12 protein-coding genes, 1 tRNA gene and 2 pseudogenes are annotated in these 17646 nt (G+C 63.6%); 10 read left to right on the top strand and 5 right to left on the bottom strand.

Annotation, left to right across the window (positions count from 1 at the left end):
• Nucleotides 1-56: 56 nt before the first annotated feature.
• From gltB to pyk, 3 genes are all read left to right on the top strand, one after another.
• Complete coding sequence (gene gltB, locus ACLLJI_RS07275) at nt 57-4763, top strand: glutamate synthase large subunit (protein WP_434619657.1); 4707 nt, start codon at nt 57-59, stop codon at nt 4761-4763.
• Nucleotides 4756-6213: a glutamate synthase subunit beta gene (locus tag ACLLJI_RS07280; protein ID WP_434619659.1), complete on the top strand. Its 1458-nt coding sequence runs from the start codon at nt 4756-4758 to the stop codon at nt 6211-6213. Before gltB ends, ACLLJI_RS07280 begins: the two co-directional genes overlap by 8 nt.
• 106 nt (nt 6214-6319) lie before the next feature.
• Nucleotides 6320-7792 (top strand): pyruvate kinase, encoded by a 1473-nt coding sequence (pyk, locus tag ACLLJI_RS07285; RefSeq protein WP_434619662.1) that lies wholly within the window; start codon nt 6320-6322, stop codon nt 7790-7792.
• A gap of 98 nt (nt 7793-7890) precedes the next feature.
• Here pyk and ACLLJI_RS07290 read toward each other — a convergent pair whose 3' ends face one another.
• On the bottom strand, nt 7891-8508 hold the full coding sequence (locus ACLLJI_RS07290) for an ANTAR domain-containing response regulator (protein WP_283560196.1): 618 nt from the start codon (nt 8506-8508) through the stop codon (nt 7891-7893).
• Nucleotides 8509-8669: 161 nt separating this feature from the next.
• Here ACLLJI_RS07290 and ACLLJI_RS07295 point away from each other — a divergent pair.
• Nucleotides 8670-8750 (top strand) — tRNA-Leu (locus ACLLJI_RS07295).
• Nucleotides 8751-8838: 88 nt separating this feature from the next.
• Nucleotides 8839-9969, top strand: a complete 1131-nt coding sequence (locus ACLLJI_RS07300; protein ID WP_434619666.1) for a tyrosine-type recombinase/integrase — start codon at nt 8839-8841, stop codon at nt 9967-9969.
• Nucleotides 9970-9988: 19 nt separating this feature from the next.
• Here ACLLJI_RS07300 and ACLLJI_RS07305 read toward each other — a convergent pair whose 3' ends face one another.
• Both ACLLJI_RS07305 and ACLLJI_RS07310 read right to left on the bottom strand, forming a co-directional pair.
• The gene (locus ACLLJI_RS07305; protein WP_434619669.1) at nt 9989-10228 is read right to left on the bottom strand and encodes a hypothetical protein; all 240 of its coding nucleotides are present in this window, start codon (nt 10226-10228) and stop codon (nt 9989-9991) included.
• A gap of 4 nt (nt 10229-10232) precedes the next feature.
• On the bottom strand, nt 10233-10487 hold the full coding sequence (locus ACLLJI_RS07310) for a helix-turn-helix domain-containing protein (RefSeq protein WP_434619672.1): 255 nt from the start codon (nt 10485-10487) through the stop codon (nt 10233-10235).
• 356 nt (nt 10488-10843) lie between these two features.
• On the opposite strand from ACLLJI_RS07310, the gene ACLLJI_RS07315 reads away from it, so the two are divergent.
• The 5 genes from ACLLJI_RS07315 to ACLLJI_RS07335 all read left to right on the top strand — a co-directional run bounded on the left by ACLLJI_RS07315 (nt 10844) and on the right by ACLLJI_RS07335 (nt 14903).
• The gene (locus ACLLJI_RS07315) at nt 10844-11182 is read left to right on the top strand and encodes a hypothetical protein (protein WP_434619675.1); all 339 of its coding nucleotides are present in this window, start codon (nt 10844-10846) and stop codon (nt 11180-11182) included.
• Nucleotides 11183-11223: 41 nt separating this feature from the next.
• Entirely contained in the window at nt 11224-11730 is a 507-nt protein-coding gene (locus ACLLJI_RS07320; protein ID WP_434619678.1) for a helix-turn-helix domain-containing protein, read from the top strand.
• A gap of 356 nt (nt 11731-12086) precedes the next feature.
• Nucleotides 12087-13022, top strand: coding sequence for an RNA polymerase sigma factor (locus ACLLJI_RS07325; RefSeq protein WP_434619681.1), 936 nt, complete (start codon nt 12087-12089; stop codon nt 13020-13022).
• 40 nt (nt 13023-13062) lie between these two features.
• Nucleotides 13063-13782, top strand: a complete 720-nt coding sequence (locus ACLLJI_RS07330; protein WP_434619684.1) for a hypothetical protein — start codon at nt 13063-13065, stop codon at nt 13780-13782.
• Complete coding sequence (locus ACLLJI_RS07335) at nt 13782-14903, top strand: C40 family peptidase (RefSeq protein WP_434619686.1); 1122 nt, start codon at nt 13782-13784, stop codon at nt 14901-14903. The genes ACLLJI_RS07330 and ACLLJI_RS07335 overlap by 1 nt, the downstream gene beginning before the upstream one ends.
• 431 nt (nt 14904-15334) lie before the next feature.
• Here ACLLJI_RS07335 and ACLLJI_RS07340 read toward each other — a convergent pair.
• Nucleotides 15335-16228: pseudogene (locus tag ACLLJI_RS07340) on the bottom strand (IS110 family transposase); the annotation flags it as partial.
• Nucleotides 16229-16282: 54 nt separating this feature from the next.
• Nucleotides 16283-17583: pseudogene (locus ACLLJI_RS07345) on the bottom strand (ISL3 family transposase).
• Nucleotides 17584-17646 lie beyond the last annotated feature (63 nt).

Raw genomic sequence — 17646 nt, forward strand, 5'->3', positions numbered from 1 at the left:
CTCAGGGCCAATGTTGTCCCCTCCGTACGCTCAATCAGGGGGAAGGACAGATCGCAATGATTCGTATCCCAAACGGAACCGATCCGGCAGCGGCAACCGAACCGGCGTCCGCGCCGCCGGCAGCTGTGCAGTCACCTTTCGGGCGTTTCGCCGCCATGCCGCCCGCTCAGGGCCTTTACCATCCGGAGCAGGAAAAGGACGCCTGCGGACTGGCAATCGTGGCCACGCTGCGCGGCGAACCGGGCCACGACATCGTGGACGCCGCCCTGACCGCCCTGCGCAACCTGGAACACCGTGGGGCCGTCGGGGCCGACGAAGGCACCGGCGACGGTGCGGGACTGCTGACGCAGATCCCGGACGAGTTCTTCCGCGCCGTCACCACCTTCACCCTCCCGCCCGCCGGACATTACGCCGTCGGCATCGCGTTTCTGCCGCCGGAAGCAGCCGAAGCCAGACTCGCCCGGAGCGGCCTCGAAGCGCTGGCTGCCGACGAGGGGCTGACCGTGCTCGGCTGGCGCGACGTGCCCATTGTGGAGGGTCTGGTCGGTTCCATGGCCAAGGCCTGCATGCCCCGGTTTGTCCAGCTTTTCCTGGCGCTGCCGGAGCATGCCGCCGCCCCGGCGGATCACCAAGAGCATAATTCCCCGAAGCCGAGTCACCATGAGCCGAGTCACCCGGAGCCCAGGCACCCGGACGACAGGACGCTGGACGCCAAGGCGTTCCGGCTGCGCAAGCGCGCGCAGAACAAATTCGGTGTATACTTCCCGTCGCTGTCCTCGCGCACCATTGTTTACAAGGGCATGCTGACCACCGCGCAGCTCGAGCCGTTTTACCCGGACCTCTCGGACAGCCGGTTTAAGACCAGGCTCGGGATTGTGCACTCGCGCTTTTCCACCAACACCTTCCCGTCCTGGCCGCTGGCGCAGCCGTTCCGCACAATCGCGCACAATGGCGAGATCAACACCGTCAAGGGCAACCGGAACTGGATGCGCGCGCGCCAGTCCACGCTGAGCCACCCGCTGCTGGGTGACAATCCCGAAGACCTGTTCCCGATCTGCACGCCGGGCGCGTCGGACTCGGCATCCTTCGACGAGGTCGCGGAGCTGCTTTGGCTGGCCGGGCGTCCCATCACTCAGGCCATCATGATGATGCTTCCGGAGGCCTGGGAAAACCACGCCACCATGGATCCCGCGCGCCGGGCTTTCTACGAATACCACTCGATGCTGATGGAGCCGTGGGACGGGCCGGCCGCAGTGTCCTTCACGGACGGAACCGTGGTCGGGGCCACGCTGGACCGCAACGGTCTGCGCCCGGGCCGGTACTGGATCACCGAGGACGGGTTGGTCATTTTTGCCTCCGAGGTGGGTGTGATCGACATCGAGCCCGCCAAGGTGGTCAAGAAGGGCCGCGTCTCACCCGGGAAAATGTTCCTGGTGGACACGGATGCCGGGCGCGTCATCTCTGATACGGAAATCAAGAGCGAACTCGCCGCCGCCAACCCGTGGGGTGACTGGGTGCGGGAGAACGTCATCAAGCTGGCGGACCTGCCGGAGCGTGAGCACGTGGTCCACACGCCTGCCTCGGTCAACCACCGCCAGCGCACCTTCGGCTACACGCAGGAGGAACTGCGCATCCTGATCGGCCCGATGGCCCGCACCGGCGCCGAACCGCTGGGCGCGATGGGGTCCGATACCCCGATCGCAGTGCTGTCCAAGCGGCCCCGGCTGCTCTTCGATTACTTTGTCCAGTCCTTTGCCCAGGTCACCAACCCGCCGCTGGACGCGATTCGCGAAGAGCTGGTCACCTCGCTGAATTCGACGATTGGTCCGCAGGGCAACCTGCTCTCGCTTGCCGAGGTGCGCCAGCCGCAGCTGGCCCTGCCGTTCCCGGTGATCAACAACGACGAGCTGGCCAAGATCGCCAATATTGAAAACGCCGCAGGGGACCGGGTGGCCGTGAAGGTCCGCGGTCTGTACAAGCCCGACGGCGGCGAGGCCGCGCTGCGTGCCCGGCTGGCGGAAATCTGTGAGCAGGTCTCCGGCGCGATCAACCGCGGCGTGCAGTACGTCGTGCTCTCGGACCGCGATTCCAGCGCGCAGTGGGCTCCCATCCCGTCGCTGCTGTTGCTCAGCGCGGTGCACCATCACCTGCTGCGCAGTGCCAACCGCACCAAAACCGCGCTGGTGGTGGAGGCCGGCGACGTCCGCGAGGTGCATCACGTGGCGGTCCTGGTCGGCTACGGCGCCGCCGCGGTGAACCCGTACCTGGCGATGGAAAGCGTCGAGGAGCTGATCCGCAACGGCGACATCACCGGGGTGAGCGCCGAGGCGGGCGTCTACAACCTGATCAAGGGTCTCGGCAAGGGCGTGCTGAAGATCATGTCAAAGATGGGCATCTCCACGGTGGCCTCCTACTGCGGGGCGCAGACCTTCGAGGCGCTCGGCGTATCCCAGGACCTCGTGGACGAGTTCTTCGCAGGCACAACCTCCCAGCTTGGCGGGATCGGGCTGGGTGTGATCGCCGCGGAGGTGGCCGCACGCCATGCCATGGCCTACCCGGCGGACGGCGTCGAAGACCCGCACCGCCCCCTGCTCAACGGCGGCGAATACCAGTGGCGCCGCGAGGGCGAGCCGCACCTGTTCAACCCCGACACCGTGTTCCGGCTGCAGCACGCCACCCGCGAACGCCGCTACGACATTTTCAAGCAGTACACCGTCGGCATCGACGACCAGTCCAAGAACCTGATGACCCTGCGCGGACTGCTGAAGTTCAAGGAAGGAGTGCGCCCGGCGGTCCCGATCGACGAGGTGGAATCCGTCGCCAGCATCGTCAAGCGCTTCTCCACCGGAGCGATGAGCTACGGCTCCATTTCGCAGGAGGCGCACGAGACGCTGGCCATCGCGATGAACCGGCTCGGCGCCAAGTCCAACACCGGCGAGGGCGGCGAGGACGTGGACCGGCTGCTGGATCCGGAACGCCGCTCGGCCATCAAGCAGGTTGCCTCGGGGCGCTTCGGCGTCACCAGCCTGTACCTGACCAACGCCACGGACATCCAGATCAAAATGGCGCAGGGAGCCAAGCCCGGTGAGGGCGGCCAGCTGATGGCGCAAAAGGTCTACCCGTGGGTGGCCAGCACCCGGCACTCCACGCCCGGCGTCGGGCTGATTTCGCCGCCGCCGCACCACGACATTTACTCGATCGAAGACCTGGCGCAGCTGATCTACGACTGCAAACGCGCCAACCCCGCCGCCCGCGTGCACGTCAAGCTGGTCTCCGAGATCGGGATCGGCACGGTGGCCGCCGGTGTGACCAAGGCCAAGGCCGACGTCGTCCTGGTTTCCGGGCATGACGGCGGCACGGGCGCCAGCCCGCTGAACTCGCTCAAGCACGCCGGGGTTCCGTGGGAACTGGGCCTGGCGGAGACGCAGCAGACGCTGATGCTCAATGGGCTGCGCGACCGCGTGGTGGTGCAGGTGGACGGCCAGCTCAAGACCGGCCGGGATGTGGTGATCGCGGCGCTGCTCGGTGCCGAGGAATACGGTTTCGCCACCGCCCCGCTGGTGGTCTCCGGCTGCGTCATGATGCGCGTCTGCCATCTGGATACCTGTCCGGTGGGCGTGGCCACGCAAAATCCCGAGCTGCGCCGCCGGTTCACCGGCAAGCCAGAATTTGTGGTCAACTTCTTCGAGTTCCTGGCCCAGGAGGTCCGCGAAATCCTCGCCGGACTGGGCTTCCGCAGCCTGCAGGAGGCGATCGGCCACGCCGACACGCTGAACGCCCAGGAAGCCATCAGCCACTGGAAGGCGTCGGGGCTGGACTTGGATCCGATCCTGGCGGGCATGGACTTCGACTCCGACGCGCCGCTGCGCAATCTGGTGCCGCAGAACCACGAACTGGACAAGCACTTTGACCAGCAGGTGATCACCATGAGCGCCGAGGCGCTCAGCGACCGGATCCCGGTGAAAATCTCCGTCAAGGTGGTCAACACGGACCGCTCCGTAGGCACCATGCTCGGTCATGAGGTGACGAAAAGATTCGGCATCGACGTGCTGGGCCAGGACACCATTGACGTCACATTGACCGGCCAGGCCGGCCAGTCGCTGGGCGCCTTCCTGCCCGCCGGCGTCACCCTGCGGCTCTTCGGCGACTCCAACGACTACGTCGGCAAGGGGCTTTCCGGTGGCCGGATCACGGTTCGACCGGACCGCACGAACGTCTTCCCCGCCGAGGACAACGTCATTGCCGGCAACGTGATCGGCTACGGCGCCACCAGCGGGGAAATGTTCCTGCGCGGCCAGGTCGGGGAGCGGTTCCTGGTGCGCAACTCCGGTGCCACCGCCGTCGTCGAAGGCGTGGGCGATCACGGCTGTGAATACATGACCGGCGGCCAGGCCCTGATCCTGGGACGGACCGGACGCAATTTTGGCGCCGGCATGTCCGGGGGGACGGCGTACGTGCTGGATCTGCAGCCGGCCAAGGTGAACAAACAAAGCCTGGACTCGGGGGAGCTGACGCTGCTTGAACTGGACGCCGAGGACCGCACCCTGGTCCATGCCCTGCTGGTGCGGCACCGCGAAGAAACGGATTCCGCCGTCGCGGCGCGGCTGCTGGAGGATTTTGCCGCCACCGCCGCCCGGATCACCAAGGTACTTCCGCGGGACTACGCCGCCGTACTGCAAACGCGCCTGGACGCCGCCAACGAGGGTCTTGACCCCGACGGGGACGCCGTCTGGCAGAGAATTCTGGAGGTTACCGGTGGCTGATCCACGGGGATTTTTGAAGGTCCGCGAACGCGTCACACAACCGCGCCGGCCGGTGCCGGTGCGCATCATGGACTGGAAGGAAGTCTATGAGGCACAGGAGAAGGGCGTGCTGCGCAGCCAGGCAGGCCGCTGCATGGACTGCGGCGTGCCGTTCTGCCATCAGGGCTGCCCGCTGGGCAACCTGATCCCGGAATGGAACGACCTGATCCGGCGGGACAAGGGCGAGGAGGCAGTCGAGCGGCTGCACGCGACCAACAACTTCCCGGAGTTCACCGGCCGGCTCTGCCCCGCGCCGTGCGAGTCCTCCTGCGTGCTGGGCATCAATCAGCCCGCCGTGACCATCAAGCAGGTCGAAGTATCGATCATCGAGCAGGCCTTTGACCACGACTGGGTCAAGCCGCTGCCGCCGGCACGGCTGACCGGCAAAACCGTGGCCGTGATCGGCTCCGGGCCGGCCGGGCTGGCCGCGGCACAGCAGCTGACCCGCGCCGGGCACACCGTGGCGGTCTACGAACGCGACGACCGGATCGGCGGCCTGCTGCGCTATGGCATCCCCGATTTCAAGATGGAAAAGCACTATCTGGACCGCCGGATCAAGCAGATGACGGGAGAGGGCACGCGCTTCCGTCCCGGCGTCGAGGTGGGCACTGACGTTTCCTGGGAGCAGCTGCGCCGCCGTTACGACGCCGTCGTCATCGCCACCGGCTCCACCGTGCCGCGGGACCTGGACATCCCGGGCCGGGAGCTGACCGGCGTGCACTTCGCGATGGACTACCTGGTCCAGGCAAACCGCGTGGTGGCCGGGGACGCCGTGGCGGACCAGATCGACGCCGTCGGCAAGCACGTGGTGATTCTGGGCGGCGGCGATACCGGCGCAGACTGCCTCGGGACCGCGCACCGCCAGCAGGCGGCCTCCGTCACCACCTTGGCCATCGGGCAGCAGCCTCCGCTGGAGCGCGCCGCGCACCAGCCCTGGCCCACCTTTCCCACCCTGTTCGAGGTGGCCGCCGCGCACGAGGAAGGCGGCGAGCGGACCTACCTTGCCTCCACGGTTGAATTTGTGGGCACGGACGGCGTGCTGACGGCCATCAAGATCGCGGAGACCGAGTTCGTCAACGGCCGCCGGGTACCCAAGGCCGGCACCGAGCGCGAAATTCCCGCCGACCTGGTCTTCCTCTCGCTCGGTTATACCGGTCCGGAACCGGCAGGCATCACCGAGCAGATCAAGGCCGAATTTGACCGCCGCGGCAACGTAGTCCGCGACGGGTACTACATGACCGGTACCGAGGGAGTCTTCGTCGCCGGCGACGCCGGACGCGGACAGTCCCTGATTGTCTGGGCGATCGCCGAAGGCAGATCCTGTGCGGCCGCGGTGGATCAGTTCCTGTGCGGCCAGACACTGCTCCCCGCGCCGGTCGCGCCGACCGACGTCGCGGTCAGCGTCCTGTAGCGGGGCCGGCGCCGCCGCCACGAGGTGGCTGCTGCAATGGGGGCGAATTCACCAACTGTTAATTTTGACAAGATTGTTAGCCGAAGAACTCCATTAGGGTAGGTACATGAGACGCGCGAAAATTGTTGCAACGTTCGGACCGGCGATCGCCAGTTATGAAAACACGCTGGCCGTGCTGGAGGCGGGGGTGGACGTGGCACGGATGAACATGAGCCACGGTGACTACGCCGTGCACGACACCACCTACGAGAACGTCCGCAAGGCCGCGGCCTCCCTCGGCAAACCGGTCGGCATCATGGCCGACCTGCAGGGCCCCAAGATCCGGCTCGGCCGCTTCGTGGACGGTCCGCACGCGCTGGCCGTTGGCGACGTTTTCACCATCACCACCGAGGACGTCCCGGGCACCAAGGACATGTGCTCCACCACGCTCAAGAGCCTGCCCGAGGACGTCAACGTGGGGGACATCCTCCTGATTGACGACGGCAAGGTTTCGCTGCGGGCCACCGCGGTCGACGACGTCAAGGTGGTCACCGAGGTGACCGTGCCCGGCGTCGTCTCCAATAACAAGGGCATCAACCTGCCCGGCGTGGCCGTCAACGTCCCCGCCCTGAGCGAGAAGGACGAGGACGACCTGCGCTGGGCACTGGCGCGCGGCGTGGATATCGTCGCCCTCTCTTTCGTGCGGGACGCCGCCGATATTGACCGCGTGCACGAGATCATGGACGAGGAAGGCCGGCGCGTCCCGGTCATCGCCAAGATCGAAAAGCCGCAGGCCGTCGAGCACCTGCCGGCCATCATCGACGCCTTCGACGCCATCATGGTGGCCCGTGGCGACCTCGGCGTGGAGCTCCCGCTCGAAGAGGTCCCGATTGTGCAAAAGCGCGCCATCGAGCTGGCCCGCCGCTGGGCCAAGCCGGTCATCGTGGCCACCCAGGTGCTCGAATCCATGATCGAAAGCCCGCGCCCCACCCGCGCCGAGGCCTCCGACTGTGCCAACGCCGTCCTGGACGGCGCGGACGCCGTCATGCTCTCCGGCGAAACCAGCGTCGGCAAGTTCCCCATCGAAACCGTCAAGGTGATGGCCCGGATCATTGAATCCACCGAGGTCCACGGACTGGAACGTGTCCCGCCACTGGGCACCCAGCCGAGGACCCGCGGCGGCGCCATCACCCGTGCAGCTGTCACCATCGCCGATCAGCTGGACGCGAAGTACATCTGTACCTTCACCCAGTCCGGCGACTCCGCGCGCCGGCTCTCGCGCCTGCGCCCCGTCAAGCCCGTCTTCGCGTTCACGCCGGTGGAGCATGTCTGGAACCAGCTGGCCATGACCTGGGGCATCCGGCCCATCCTGGTACCGATGGTGCACCATACGGACGAAATGACCGAACAGGTGGACAAGATCCTGCTGGAGAAAAAACTGGTCGACGACGGCGACCTGGTGGTCATCGCGGCCGGCTCCCCTCCCGGCCAGGCCGGTTCCACGAACTCGCTGAAGGTCCACAAGGTGGGCGACCTGGCTGACTTCAGCGCGACCGGAACCTCGAACCGGGAAAAGGTCGGCCCCTGGCCCACCCACTAAAGTTCCGGCAGCGCTGCTGTCCCAACCGGCAGCGCTGCTCTCCCAACTGAGTCGCACTTATGGCACCCAAACTACCGTTTGAGTGCCATAAGTGCGACTTAGTTGACCTGATTGATGATCGTCTCCGCGACCTCGCGCATGCCGAGCCGCCGGTCCATCGATGTCTTCTGGATCCAGCGGAACGCCTCCGGCTCTGAAAGCCCCATCTTCGTCGTCAGCAGACTCTTGGCTCGCTCCACCAGCTTCCGCGTCGCGAACTGCTCCTGCAGATCGCTGACCTCCGCCTCCAGCGCCTTGATCTCCTCATGGCGGGACAACGCGATCTCGATGGCAGGGATCAGATCCGCCGGCGTGAACGGCTTGACCACATACGCCATCGCGCCCGCGTCCCGCGCTCGCTCCACCAGCTCCCGCTGGCTGAACGCCGTCAACAGCACCACCGGGGCAATCCGGGCCTTCACAATCTTCTCCGCGGCCGTAATGCCGTCCATCACCGGCATCTTCACGTCCATCAGCACCAGATCCGGCCGCAGCTCCTCGGCCAACTGCACCGCCTTCTCACCGTTGTCCGCCTCGCCGACCACGTCGTAGCCCTCGCCGCGGAGAATCTCCATAATGTCCAGGCGGATCAGCGTTTCATCTTCGGCGACCACCACGCGGCGAGCCGGAACGGGCGTGGACGGAGTGGTCGGCGCGGGTTCCGTTTGTTCTAACACGAGGGCTCCTTGAAAGCGGTATTGTTGGGCAACGGGACTCCGGGGGCGTTCAACAGTCCACGCCTCGGGCTGGAGGTTGCGGTTCTAGGATTTAGCCTATCGGCATGTAGAGTAGTTTCTCGCATGGGTGAGGGTTTTTTGCTCTTTATCTCACGTTGAAGGCCCGAGTGGCGGAATGGCAGACGCGCTGCACTCAAAATGCAGTATCGAGAGGTGTGTGGGTTCGAGTCCCACCTCGGGCACCGTGTTACCGCAGGTCAGAGGCGCATTGACCGGCGTGGTGTTCCCAAAACCTTATAAAGTGTTCCCAAACGGCGTAGCATTAAGGCTATGGCCAGCATCGTAGTGCGCCCATCTCGAACCGGACCCAAGGCTTACCAAGTCCGGTGGAGAGACCCGGAGGTAGGGGCCCAGCAGAGCATCACCTTTGCTTCCGAGACGGAAGCAGTCACATTGAAGAAGCTCCTTGACGCCAACGGTCAGTCGTTCAAGGTTGCGCAAGACGCCATCCTCGACGCCCGGCGGAACGTTCCTTCCGTCGCCGAAGTCGTCCAGGAGCACATCGACTTGCTGGTACGGCCGTCTGTCGGCACCGTCCGGACGTATCAAACCATGCTGAACCTCCACATCGTTCCCACCCTTGGTTCTATTGCAGTAGACAGAGTCGACATCCGGCACCTGACCGCGTGGATTAAGTCCATGCAGAAAAAGGGTCGAAGTGCCAAGACGATCAAGAACGTGCATGCCCTTCTTTACTCGGCTATGGAAACGGCTATCGCGTTGAAGTACCGCAGCGACAATCCCTGCCGGCGGGTCCAGCTGCCCACGGGGGAGAAGCCCGAAGACGAGGCCAGATTCCTGACGCACCGCGAATTCGGACTGATCATGGACGGAATGAAGCAGGCATATAAAGTCTTCACCGAGTTCCTCGTCATGACAGGGACGCGCTTCGGGGAAGCGACAGCTGTCACCGTCACCGATGTGGACCTGTTGGCCAAGCCTGCGACGGTGCGGATCAACAAGGCATGGAAGCGCGGCGCTAACAGCGAGTTCTACCTTGGCGCAACAAAGACGGGGGCCGGCAAGCGGACCGTCGCACTGAACCCGCAGCTGGTGGAAAGATTGATTCCGCTGGTCGCGACTCGGGCAAGCACGGAGCTGCTGTTCCCTGCGCCTCGTGGCGGGCAGTTGCGGCACCGGGTGTTTTGGGCAATTTATTGGCTCCCCGCCGTAAATGCGGCGCAGGCGAAGGGGTTGGTGAAGGAGCCGCGCATCCACGATCTTCGGCATACCCATGCTTCGTGGCTTATCCAGGACGGCGTCTCGCTGTTCACGATTTCGCGGCGCCTTGGCCATGCTTCCACGTCGACAACGGAGCAAATCTACGGACACCTCATGCCGCAGGCACTTCAGGACGCAGCGGACGCGGTCGAGCGATCGTCGAGGGCCTGGCAGGAGTAGGGCGCTTCTCGCAGCTCGCCTATTTGAGCCTGCGTTCGGCTCGTGTGCCGATGACGCGGCGGGTGCCTGCATCGAGAGTCTGGGGTTTGACTTCACGGAGGTGGGCGATCTCCTCGAGATGCTCGTCAGTGAAAATGATCTTGCCCTTGCCCCAGGTGAGGTGGGGAAATTCGCAGTTCGCAGCTCCGGCCCGCAGCCAGGCTTCAGAGCAGCGGAGCAGTGCAGCGGCCTCATCGGGCTCGTAGAATTCGAGGCGCATGTTGCTACCGTCCGTTTTCCGCGACTTCACTCGATGACGAGGTGCTTGGTTCGGCATGCCCGGCGAGCCATGCATTGAAGTCGTCGCGGTCAATCCGGATCAGCTTTCCGAAGCGGTAAGCGGGTGGACCCATGTGTTTGGCTCGCCATTGGTAGAAGGTTTGTCGTGGAATCTGCAGTTGGTCGCAGACGTCTTGGGGGGACATCCACTGTTCCGCCTGGGTCGAGGCATGAGCGGCCGGGTTTTGACTGATCTTCATTGCAAGTCCCTTTCGGTGCGGACAGTGGCGAACTGTGGCCCGAGATTCTGTAATTAGAGCCTTGCACTGTTCATAGTGGTAAGTGCAGCAAGCGACGTAACCTCCCCGCACGCCTCTGGCTAGCTCTGAATCCGTCTGGGCGGCCGCAATACTCTCTTTCGGATCCGCGATCTAGCGTGTATCCGCCAGGCTGCCCGTCCGGCGAGGAACTTGCAGGTTGGTGGCTGAGGCACCCAGGGCCCGAGTTTGTATCGGTTTGGTCATGTCGGAAGAGCCTCGGGAAACGATGAACAGCCAAAAGACTGAAGCGTCCGAACATATCCGGCTGGTTCGCCATAGTCAGGAAGGAGGATGCCGTGACTGAGCATCCGCAAGCCAACGCATTCCATCAAGCCGCAGAGCTAATGAGAAACGAACGGTATTGGCATCGGAACGGTGATGAAGACGCGGAGTTTCTTCGTGCGCTGATGGATGTCCTGAAGGAGGTTTCGTACCATCTCGATGCCATCCAGGTCTTGGATCCCGCAGGGCTCTTCGCCTATGGCGCCGCCGCGGGGATCACCATGTATCCCGTCGCCGGCAAGGTAAACGCCGAACTGGTCCTGATGACGGCAGCCGACAATGCGCTGGAGCGGCTTATTGCGGCGGGAACAACCGCACGGAATACTGGGGTCAGTAAGGGCGCACCGGACTGAGGGACGGCTGGTGCCGGGATGTCCAGCACCGGGAGCGCGAAGTGGCAGGCGAGGAACGAGATGCTGATGTCACTCCGTCGGCCCAACTTATTCTCGCGCGCCGCCTGAACTTGCTGCTCGACGTCGTTATGGCGGAAAGGGGTAGTCCGCTAACATTCCCCGAGTTGCAAAAGGAACTGGCCGACCGCGGTGTAGGTCTTTCTCGGGCTCGCTGGTCATATATGAAAGATGGCACGGGGCGCCTGGTATCGGACCCCCAACTGTTGACGGCCATTAGTGACGTTTTTGACGTAGATCCGGCTTACTTGCTAGGGGACGACGAATCGGAGTTGCCGGAGCGTATCGATTCCCGCCTTGAGTTTGTAAGGTCATTACGGGCTGCGAGGGTGAAATCATTTGCCGCCCGAGCGTTGGGGGACGTATCGCCTGAAACCCTCAAGGCGATCACCGATTACCTCAACAAGGACATCAAACGGCGCTCAAGCGGCGAGCACCTGGCCGTTAATTTTTCAGAAGATTTCGATGATGGGCGGCCGTCCGCTCCCTAATACGGGCCTTGTTTGTCGAGTACCACGGCGCCCTTCGTTGCCTGTGAACAAGTTCGACGCCGACCCTCCGGACGACCACTCTCCGTCTGTCGGTAGCGTCCTGAGGCATGGGGTCATTCCACCCCAGGGCTGTCCACAAGCGGGCAGAACGCTCTTGACAATGTTTTAGACATGTCTAACACTGAAATGGTAACTTCATGCGGAGGCGCCCACGGGAACCACGAGGGCTCGCTTCACAGCTGGGAAATCCAGCGTGCTTTCGTCAACACACCTATCTGCGCGGACGTGAGCCATAGCGGTGGCGCCAGTCGCGACGCCGCTCGTCGATAGTCACCATACGCACGAAAACGGTGAAGATGATGGGCCTCAACTCCAGAGAATCAAGTACCGCCTTCCTCCACAGCAGCATCGACCCGTCGTTGGTACGCCCGCCGGAGTTCGACATTCCCATCGATCAGTTGATGATCGCCGTCGAAAGTGTTCGCCCGTACGTGCGCGCCAGACTGCTTCGCATTGGCCGCGTCGACGACCTCGACGATGTCATGCAGGAGGTCCGCGTTGCTGCGTGGGACGGACTGGTCAAGCGGCGCTATCGCCAATTGCCCGACGCTTCATTTGGGGGATGGGTTCAAGGAATAGCAGTCCACTTGTGCGCCGATCACGTCAGGCGGACTCTGGCTCATCCGTGGATGTCACTTACCGCTGACCCGGAGGTATCGAAGGCATCACCGGTCGACTTTGCAACCACGGAGAGCGTCGAGCAGATTGCCGAACGCGAATGGGTGGCCGAGGTCCTGACCGAAGTGCGCCAGCACGTCCCAGCCGAAACTTGGGAGAGGGCGGTCAAGTGCCTGACTACGCCCCGGCAACGGCATGAAGCACACACGCCCGAATGGGAAGAACGCAAGCGCTGGCATGCGGTTACCGTGGTCCGCCAAACAGCCATGACCGTGAAGGCAGCGCTGGAAGTCGATGCACAAACGCTCGACGATTTACCGACGATCATCGCGACGGCGGTGTGCTGCATACCAACGGTGCTCCTCCAAGTTGTTGCTGAACGTTTGGTCTTGACGGGCATTCGCGGCGCCGAGAGAACGGCGGGTATCGCCGCTTTATCGGCTGAGACCGGCGTCAGTAAAAAGTACCTTGAGGGCAGGATTGGTTACGCGCGCAACCTGTATCTCGCCGCACTCGACGTTCTCGAGCGTGCTGTAGCCGCGCGCCAACGTTCCGAGGCTGCCTTCAATGACGTCAACGACTTCACGCATGACGTTCGCGTAGTCATGTCGTAAACCGCCACAGCAACCATGAGCCCGGTGAAAGGGGTTCACCATGCATGCCATTGCGAAATTGATGCCCTACGTAGCCAGGCGCTGGCGGTTGTGGCTGTCGTTGCTGGTGACCGTGGTTCTGGTTGCTGCCATCGCGGTCGTCTTCGCCGCACGGATGCCCTCACCGGCTAAGTCCGCGCTGCCCGCCCCAACGGCAACCACGGCGAGCCCGAAGATGCCCGCAAGCGGGCCTTCCTTCGTCGCCGTCGTTCCGTCCCAAAAACCGGAACTCCCACTCGCAACTAACGAGCCAAACACGACGGATTACCGAATATTGGCTCAGGCCGCAGCGGAGGCGATCTATACGTGGGACGCCAGATCTTCGACGTATTCGGAAGTCTATGAACGGCTGCGTTCATGGTGGGACTTGCTGCCCGACGGGTCGAACCCATTGACAGCCATGGCTCATGAATTCCAGGTGACGGGAGTCACGCCGGCGTCGTTCGCATCCTTATCCGGCATGCACGCGTACCGGACGGCCTCGGTATCAACATCCTCCTGCGACGAACAACTCACCCAGGTGCAGCAACAGCCAGCACCATGGGCGGGCCTGCACGTGTGCACTTTCACGGTCAAAGTCGAGGAACACCAAACCGCTGGGAAAAATGCTTACACCGTACCAGTTAGCGTCATGGTCAACTGCCCGCCGGCGTCGACGGCGCCCGTTGACCGGTGTGCCATGGTGGCCTTTTACGCCTCGGCTGACAGAATCGTCTACTGATGGCTGTCCCGGCGCTCGTCCTGGCGGCCATCAAGCGCCGAGCACTGCTCCGGCTTACTGCCTACGTGGCCGGCGTCATGGTTCCGGTGCTTGCCGTGGTGATGTGCGGCGGGCTGGCGCTGGTGGCCTCCGCGGCACAAGGAAGTACGACGGCGTGCCTCACCACCGCGGCGAACACTGCGGCCCAACCCGGGACCGGTTCCGGGCTGTCGATCCCGACGACTTCTGGCCCACCCACTGTCCTCAGTACTGCCCAGGTGACGGTGGCGCGGGACAACATCGGTGTCGGCAAATCCCTAGGCATACCGGATGCGGGACTCGAGATCGCTATCATGATGTCGCTGCAGGAATCAGGCCTCCGAGTGCTTGCCAACTCCTCGATTCCAGAGTCTATTACCTATCGGCATGATGGGGTTGGGGCCGACCATGACTCGCTCGGCACAGCCCAGCAACGCCCATCGGCCGGATGGGGGAGCACGGCAGAGCTCATGAATCCCGTTTACGACGCCCAAGCGTTCTTCGGCGGCCCAAAGGGACCAAATCACGGCTCACCACCTGGACTGCTCGACACTCCCGGCTGGGAGACGATGTCCAAGAGCGGCGCAGCTCAAGCCGTTCAGGCGTCGGCCTTTCCCGAACTGTACGCGCAGTGGGAAGGCGAGGCGCATGCGATCGTGGCTGCGCTCAAGTCAGGCGCCGACGTGACGAGCTGCGACGTCGACAAAAGTGATGCCAGCCTTCCCTCTCTACCGGGCAACCTGAGCAAGCTGCGCCGGGACGTCATCCAATATGCACAAGAAGGAGTCGGCGGTACATATGTATGGGGCGGAACGGCATTCAAGGCGTGGGACTGTTCCGGCTATGTCCAGTGGGTCTACGGCCAAGTCGGCATCCAGCTCCCGCGAACGGAACAATGGCTCACAGGAACTCCGACTACAACGCCCCAGCCTGGCGACCTCGTGGTGCAAAATCCTGACGGGCCCAATCACTGGGGACACGTGGGGATCTACGCCGGCAACGGTCTGATGTTCAGCGCGCTCAACCCCGCGGTGGGAACGCTGCTGCATCCAGTAGCGTGGAACTCTGGTACGCAGTATTTTGTCCTGATCAAGAAAATATAGTCGACACATCGGACCCTGGTTGCGCGTCCTTGTTATATCTCGGGACCTGCCAGATCGTCGACGGTCCGTGGGCATCCCCGATGGATTGGCGAGACGACCTACCTTAGCGACGACGAAGGTATCTCCGCATTGGCGTCAGCAAACTCCCCATACAGGCCGGACGTGATTCTGTTGGTCCCGGGGTTGAGATATGCGATGAGAACCCGGAGTCGGTGGATAAGTTTGCGTAGCGGACTAGCAGCTCAGGCAACGGAAATGGTGTGCCTTATAAGGCCCGGCGGGATTCTACAGTTCACCGGACATCCTATGCGGGACGCTTCCGGCGGCAGGGCTTCCACTACCCACGTCAGCCGCGCGTTTGACCGGTGGAGGACCGGCTTACGGGACTTTGGCATGCCCTTATACGGGACACCCCTTGTGGGGGGGTGTTCCTATGTTTTGTCAAGCCGCTTTCGGGGTTTTTCTTCGTAGAGGCTCATGTCTCTGAGCATGGCGAAGAGCATGTCGCAGCGGCGCCGGGCCAGGGCGATCAGGGCCTGGTTGTGGCGTTTCCCTTGGGCGCGTTTTCGGTCGTCGTAGTCCCGTGAGGTGGGGTCCTTGAGGGCGGCGAACGCGGACAGGAAGAGAGCGCGAGGATCTTGTTGCCCTTTCTGGAGGGGTGGTCTCCGCGGATGGACGTCCCTGATCGCCAGGTCACCGGGGCCAGTCCGGAATAGGAGGCCAGATGCCCGGCGGTGGCGAAGTGTTTACCGACGACTTCGGTGAGGATCCTGGCTTCGGTCCTGATCCTGACCGCCGGTATCGAGCTCAGGACGAGGTGAAGAGGGTGGGCCTCCACGAGCGCCTCGACCCGGGTATGGACTTCGCCACGGGCCTTACGCAGACCGGCGAGCATGCCTGCCAGTTGGGGCAGCACGATGCCGGCTCCGGCGGTGCCGGCGACGACCACGGTTTGCTCGCCGAGGGCGGTAAAGATATCGGCTGCCCAGTGTTTGCCTGCCCGCGGGGCGAACTTGGCCAGGTACGTCGCCACCCGTGCCTGGCCGGCGGTCTTCAGGGCGGCGGGGGGTCGGATATTTCACCAGCAGCTCCGCCATGGCCGGGTGGTCCAGGTGTGCGCCGATTACCCGTTCGAGGGCCGGGTGGATCTGGGTCAGAAGCCCGCGGATACGGTTTGATGTAGCGGTGGCCTGCTGGGTCAGATCATCATCAAAACCGCACAGCATCGACAGCTCGGCGATCTGCTCATCGGCGATCTCGATCGAGCGCAGGGTGTGTGGCATCGTGCGGGCTGCCTCGGCGATGATGTAAGCGTCCCGGGCATCTTCTCCGAACTATGAAATTGCAGGGAAATCGGGCTCTCCTGACACATCCGTGGGTCATTTCCGTCCCGGGAGCACCGGTTTACGGCCACCCAGGCTGAGCATGGCCAGGCTGATCAGGGTCTCGGGGGACTTGAACCCGAACGCCACCCGGGTGATCAGCCTGATCTTCGTATTCATGGATTCAATCCGTCCGTTCGACAGCCCGTGTTCGATGGATGCCAGGATGCTGTCGCGGTGCTTGACGATGGCCTTTTGGAGTTTCACGAAGGAGGGGATCCTGGATCTCCTGGCCCAGGACACCCATCGGTCCAGGGCCACCACGGCTTCGGCATAAGGGAGCTTGAAGACCGTGCGCAGCCCTTCCTTCAAGTAGTAGGCCCGGCCCAGGACGGGGTCGGTCTGCACGATCCAGGACAGCTTCGCCTGCTGCTTTTCGGTGAGGTCCTCGGGGTTCTTCCAGAGTGCGTAGCGGCTGTTCTTCAGCTTGGTGGCCCGCTCACTGTCGGGCCTCTCCGGCGCGACCTTGGGTGGTCGTCCGCGGCCACGGGCCGGTTCGTTCTCCCGGGCCGCTTTCCGTGCCCGGTTCCAGGCGGTGCGCCGCTCTGCATCCAGGGCGTCGGTGGCCCACATGACGATGTGGAACGGGTCGGCCACGCGGACCGCTTGGGGGCAGCGCGCGGCCACGACGGTGGCGATCCACTCGGCCGCATCCGCGGATACATGCGTGATCTCGGTGCACCGTTCGTCCACCAGAGCGTCGAAGAACTTGCCCAGGGTGGCCTTGTCCCGTCCCGGCGAGGCCCAGATGAGCCGGCCCGAATCATGGTCCACGACCACGGTGAGGTACTTGTGTCCGCGCTTGTAAGAGATCTCGTCAATGCCAATGCGTGTCAGGTTCGCGAACGGGTCGAAGGTCGCGGCGGTGTCTTTCCAAACCCGATCGATGATCGAGCCCACGGTGCGCCAGGCGATGCGCATCAACTGGGTGACAGCGCTCTTGGAAGTCTGGGTGGCCAGCCAGGCGATCTGCTGGTCAAAGATCCTGTGTGGCCAGCCTGGTGCCGGGCCCACGGGACGGCGGCGACGGTGACCCCGTGCTCGGGGCAGCGCACCCGCGGTGATTCGGCGACCAGGTAGGTTTCGATGGTTCCCAGATCCAGGGTCCGCCATCTCCTGGGACCACCGCCGCGGTCGTATCGGCGGCACCGCCTGGAACAGATCCCGCACCGGTTGCGCATGGACTTCATGGGGCTCACCAAGGCGATGAAAACACCGGTGTCCTCCTCGAAATCCAGACCCCGGACAATCGTTTTTTCGACACCCAGCAGGGTGCACCATATGCTTGATTTCTGCACGCCGTTTTCCAACCTCGATTTTTGTACCTTTGACAGTCAAAAATCCTAGGTAGAAAGCGGCGT

This window comes from Arthrobacter sp. A5 (genome assembly GCF_051131705.1).
In the GTDB taxonomy this organism is placed as follows: Bacteria; Actinomycetota; Actinomycetes; order Actinomycetales; family Micrococcaceae; genus Arthrobacter_M.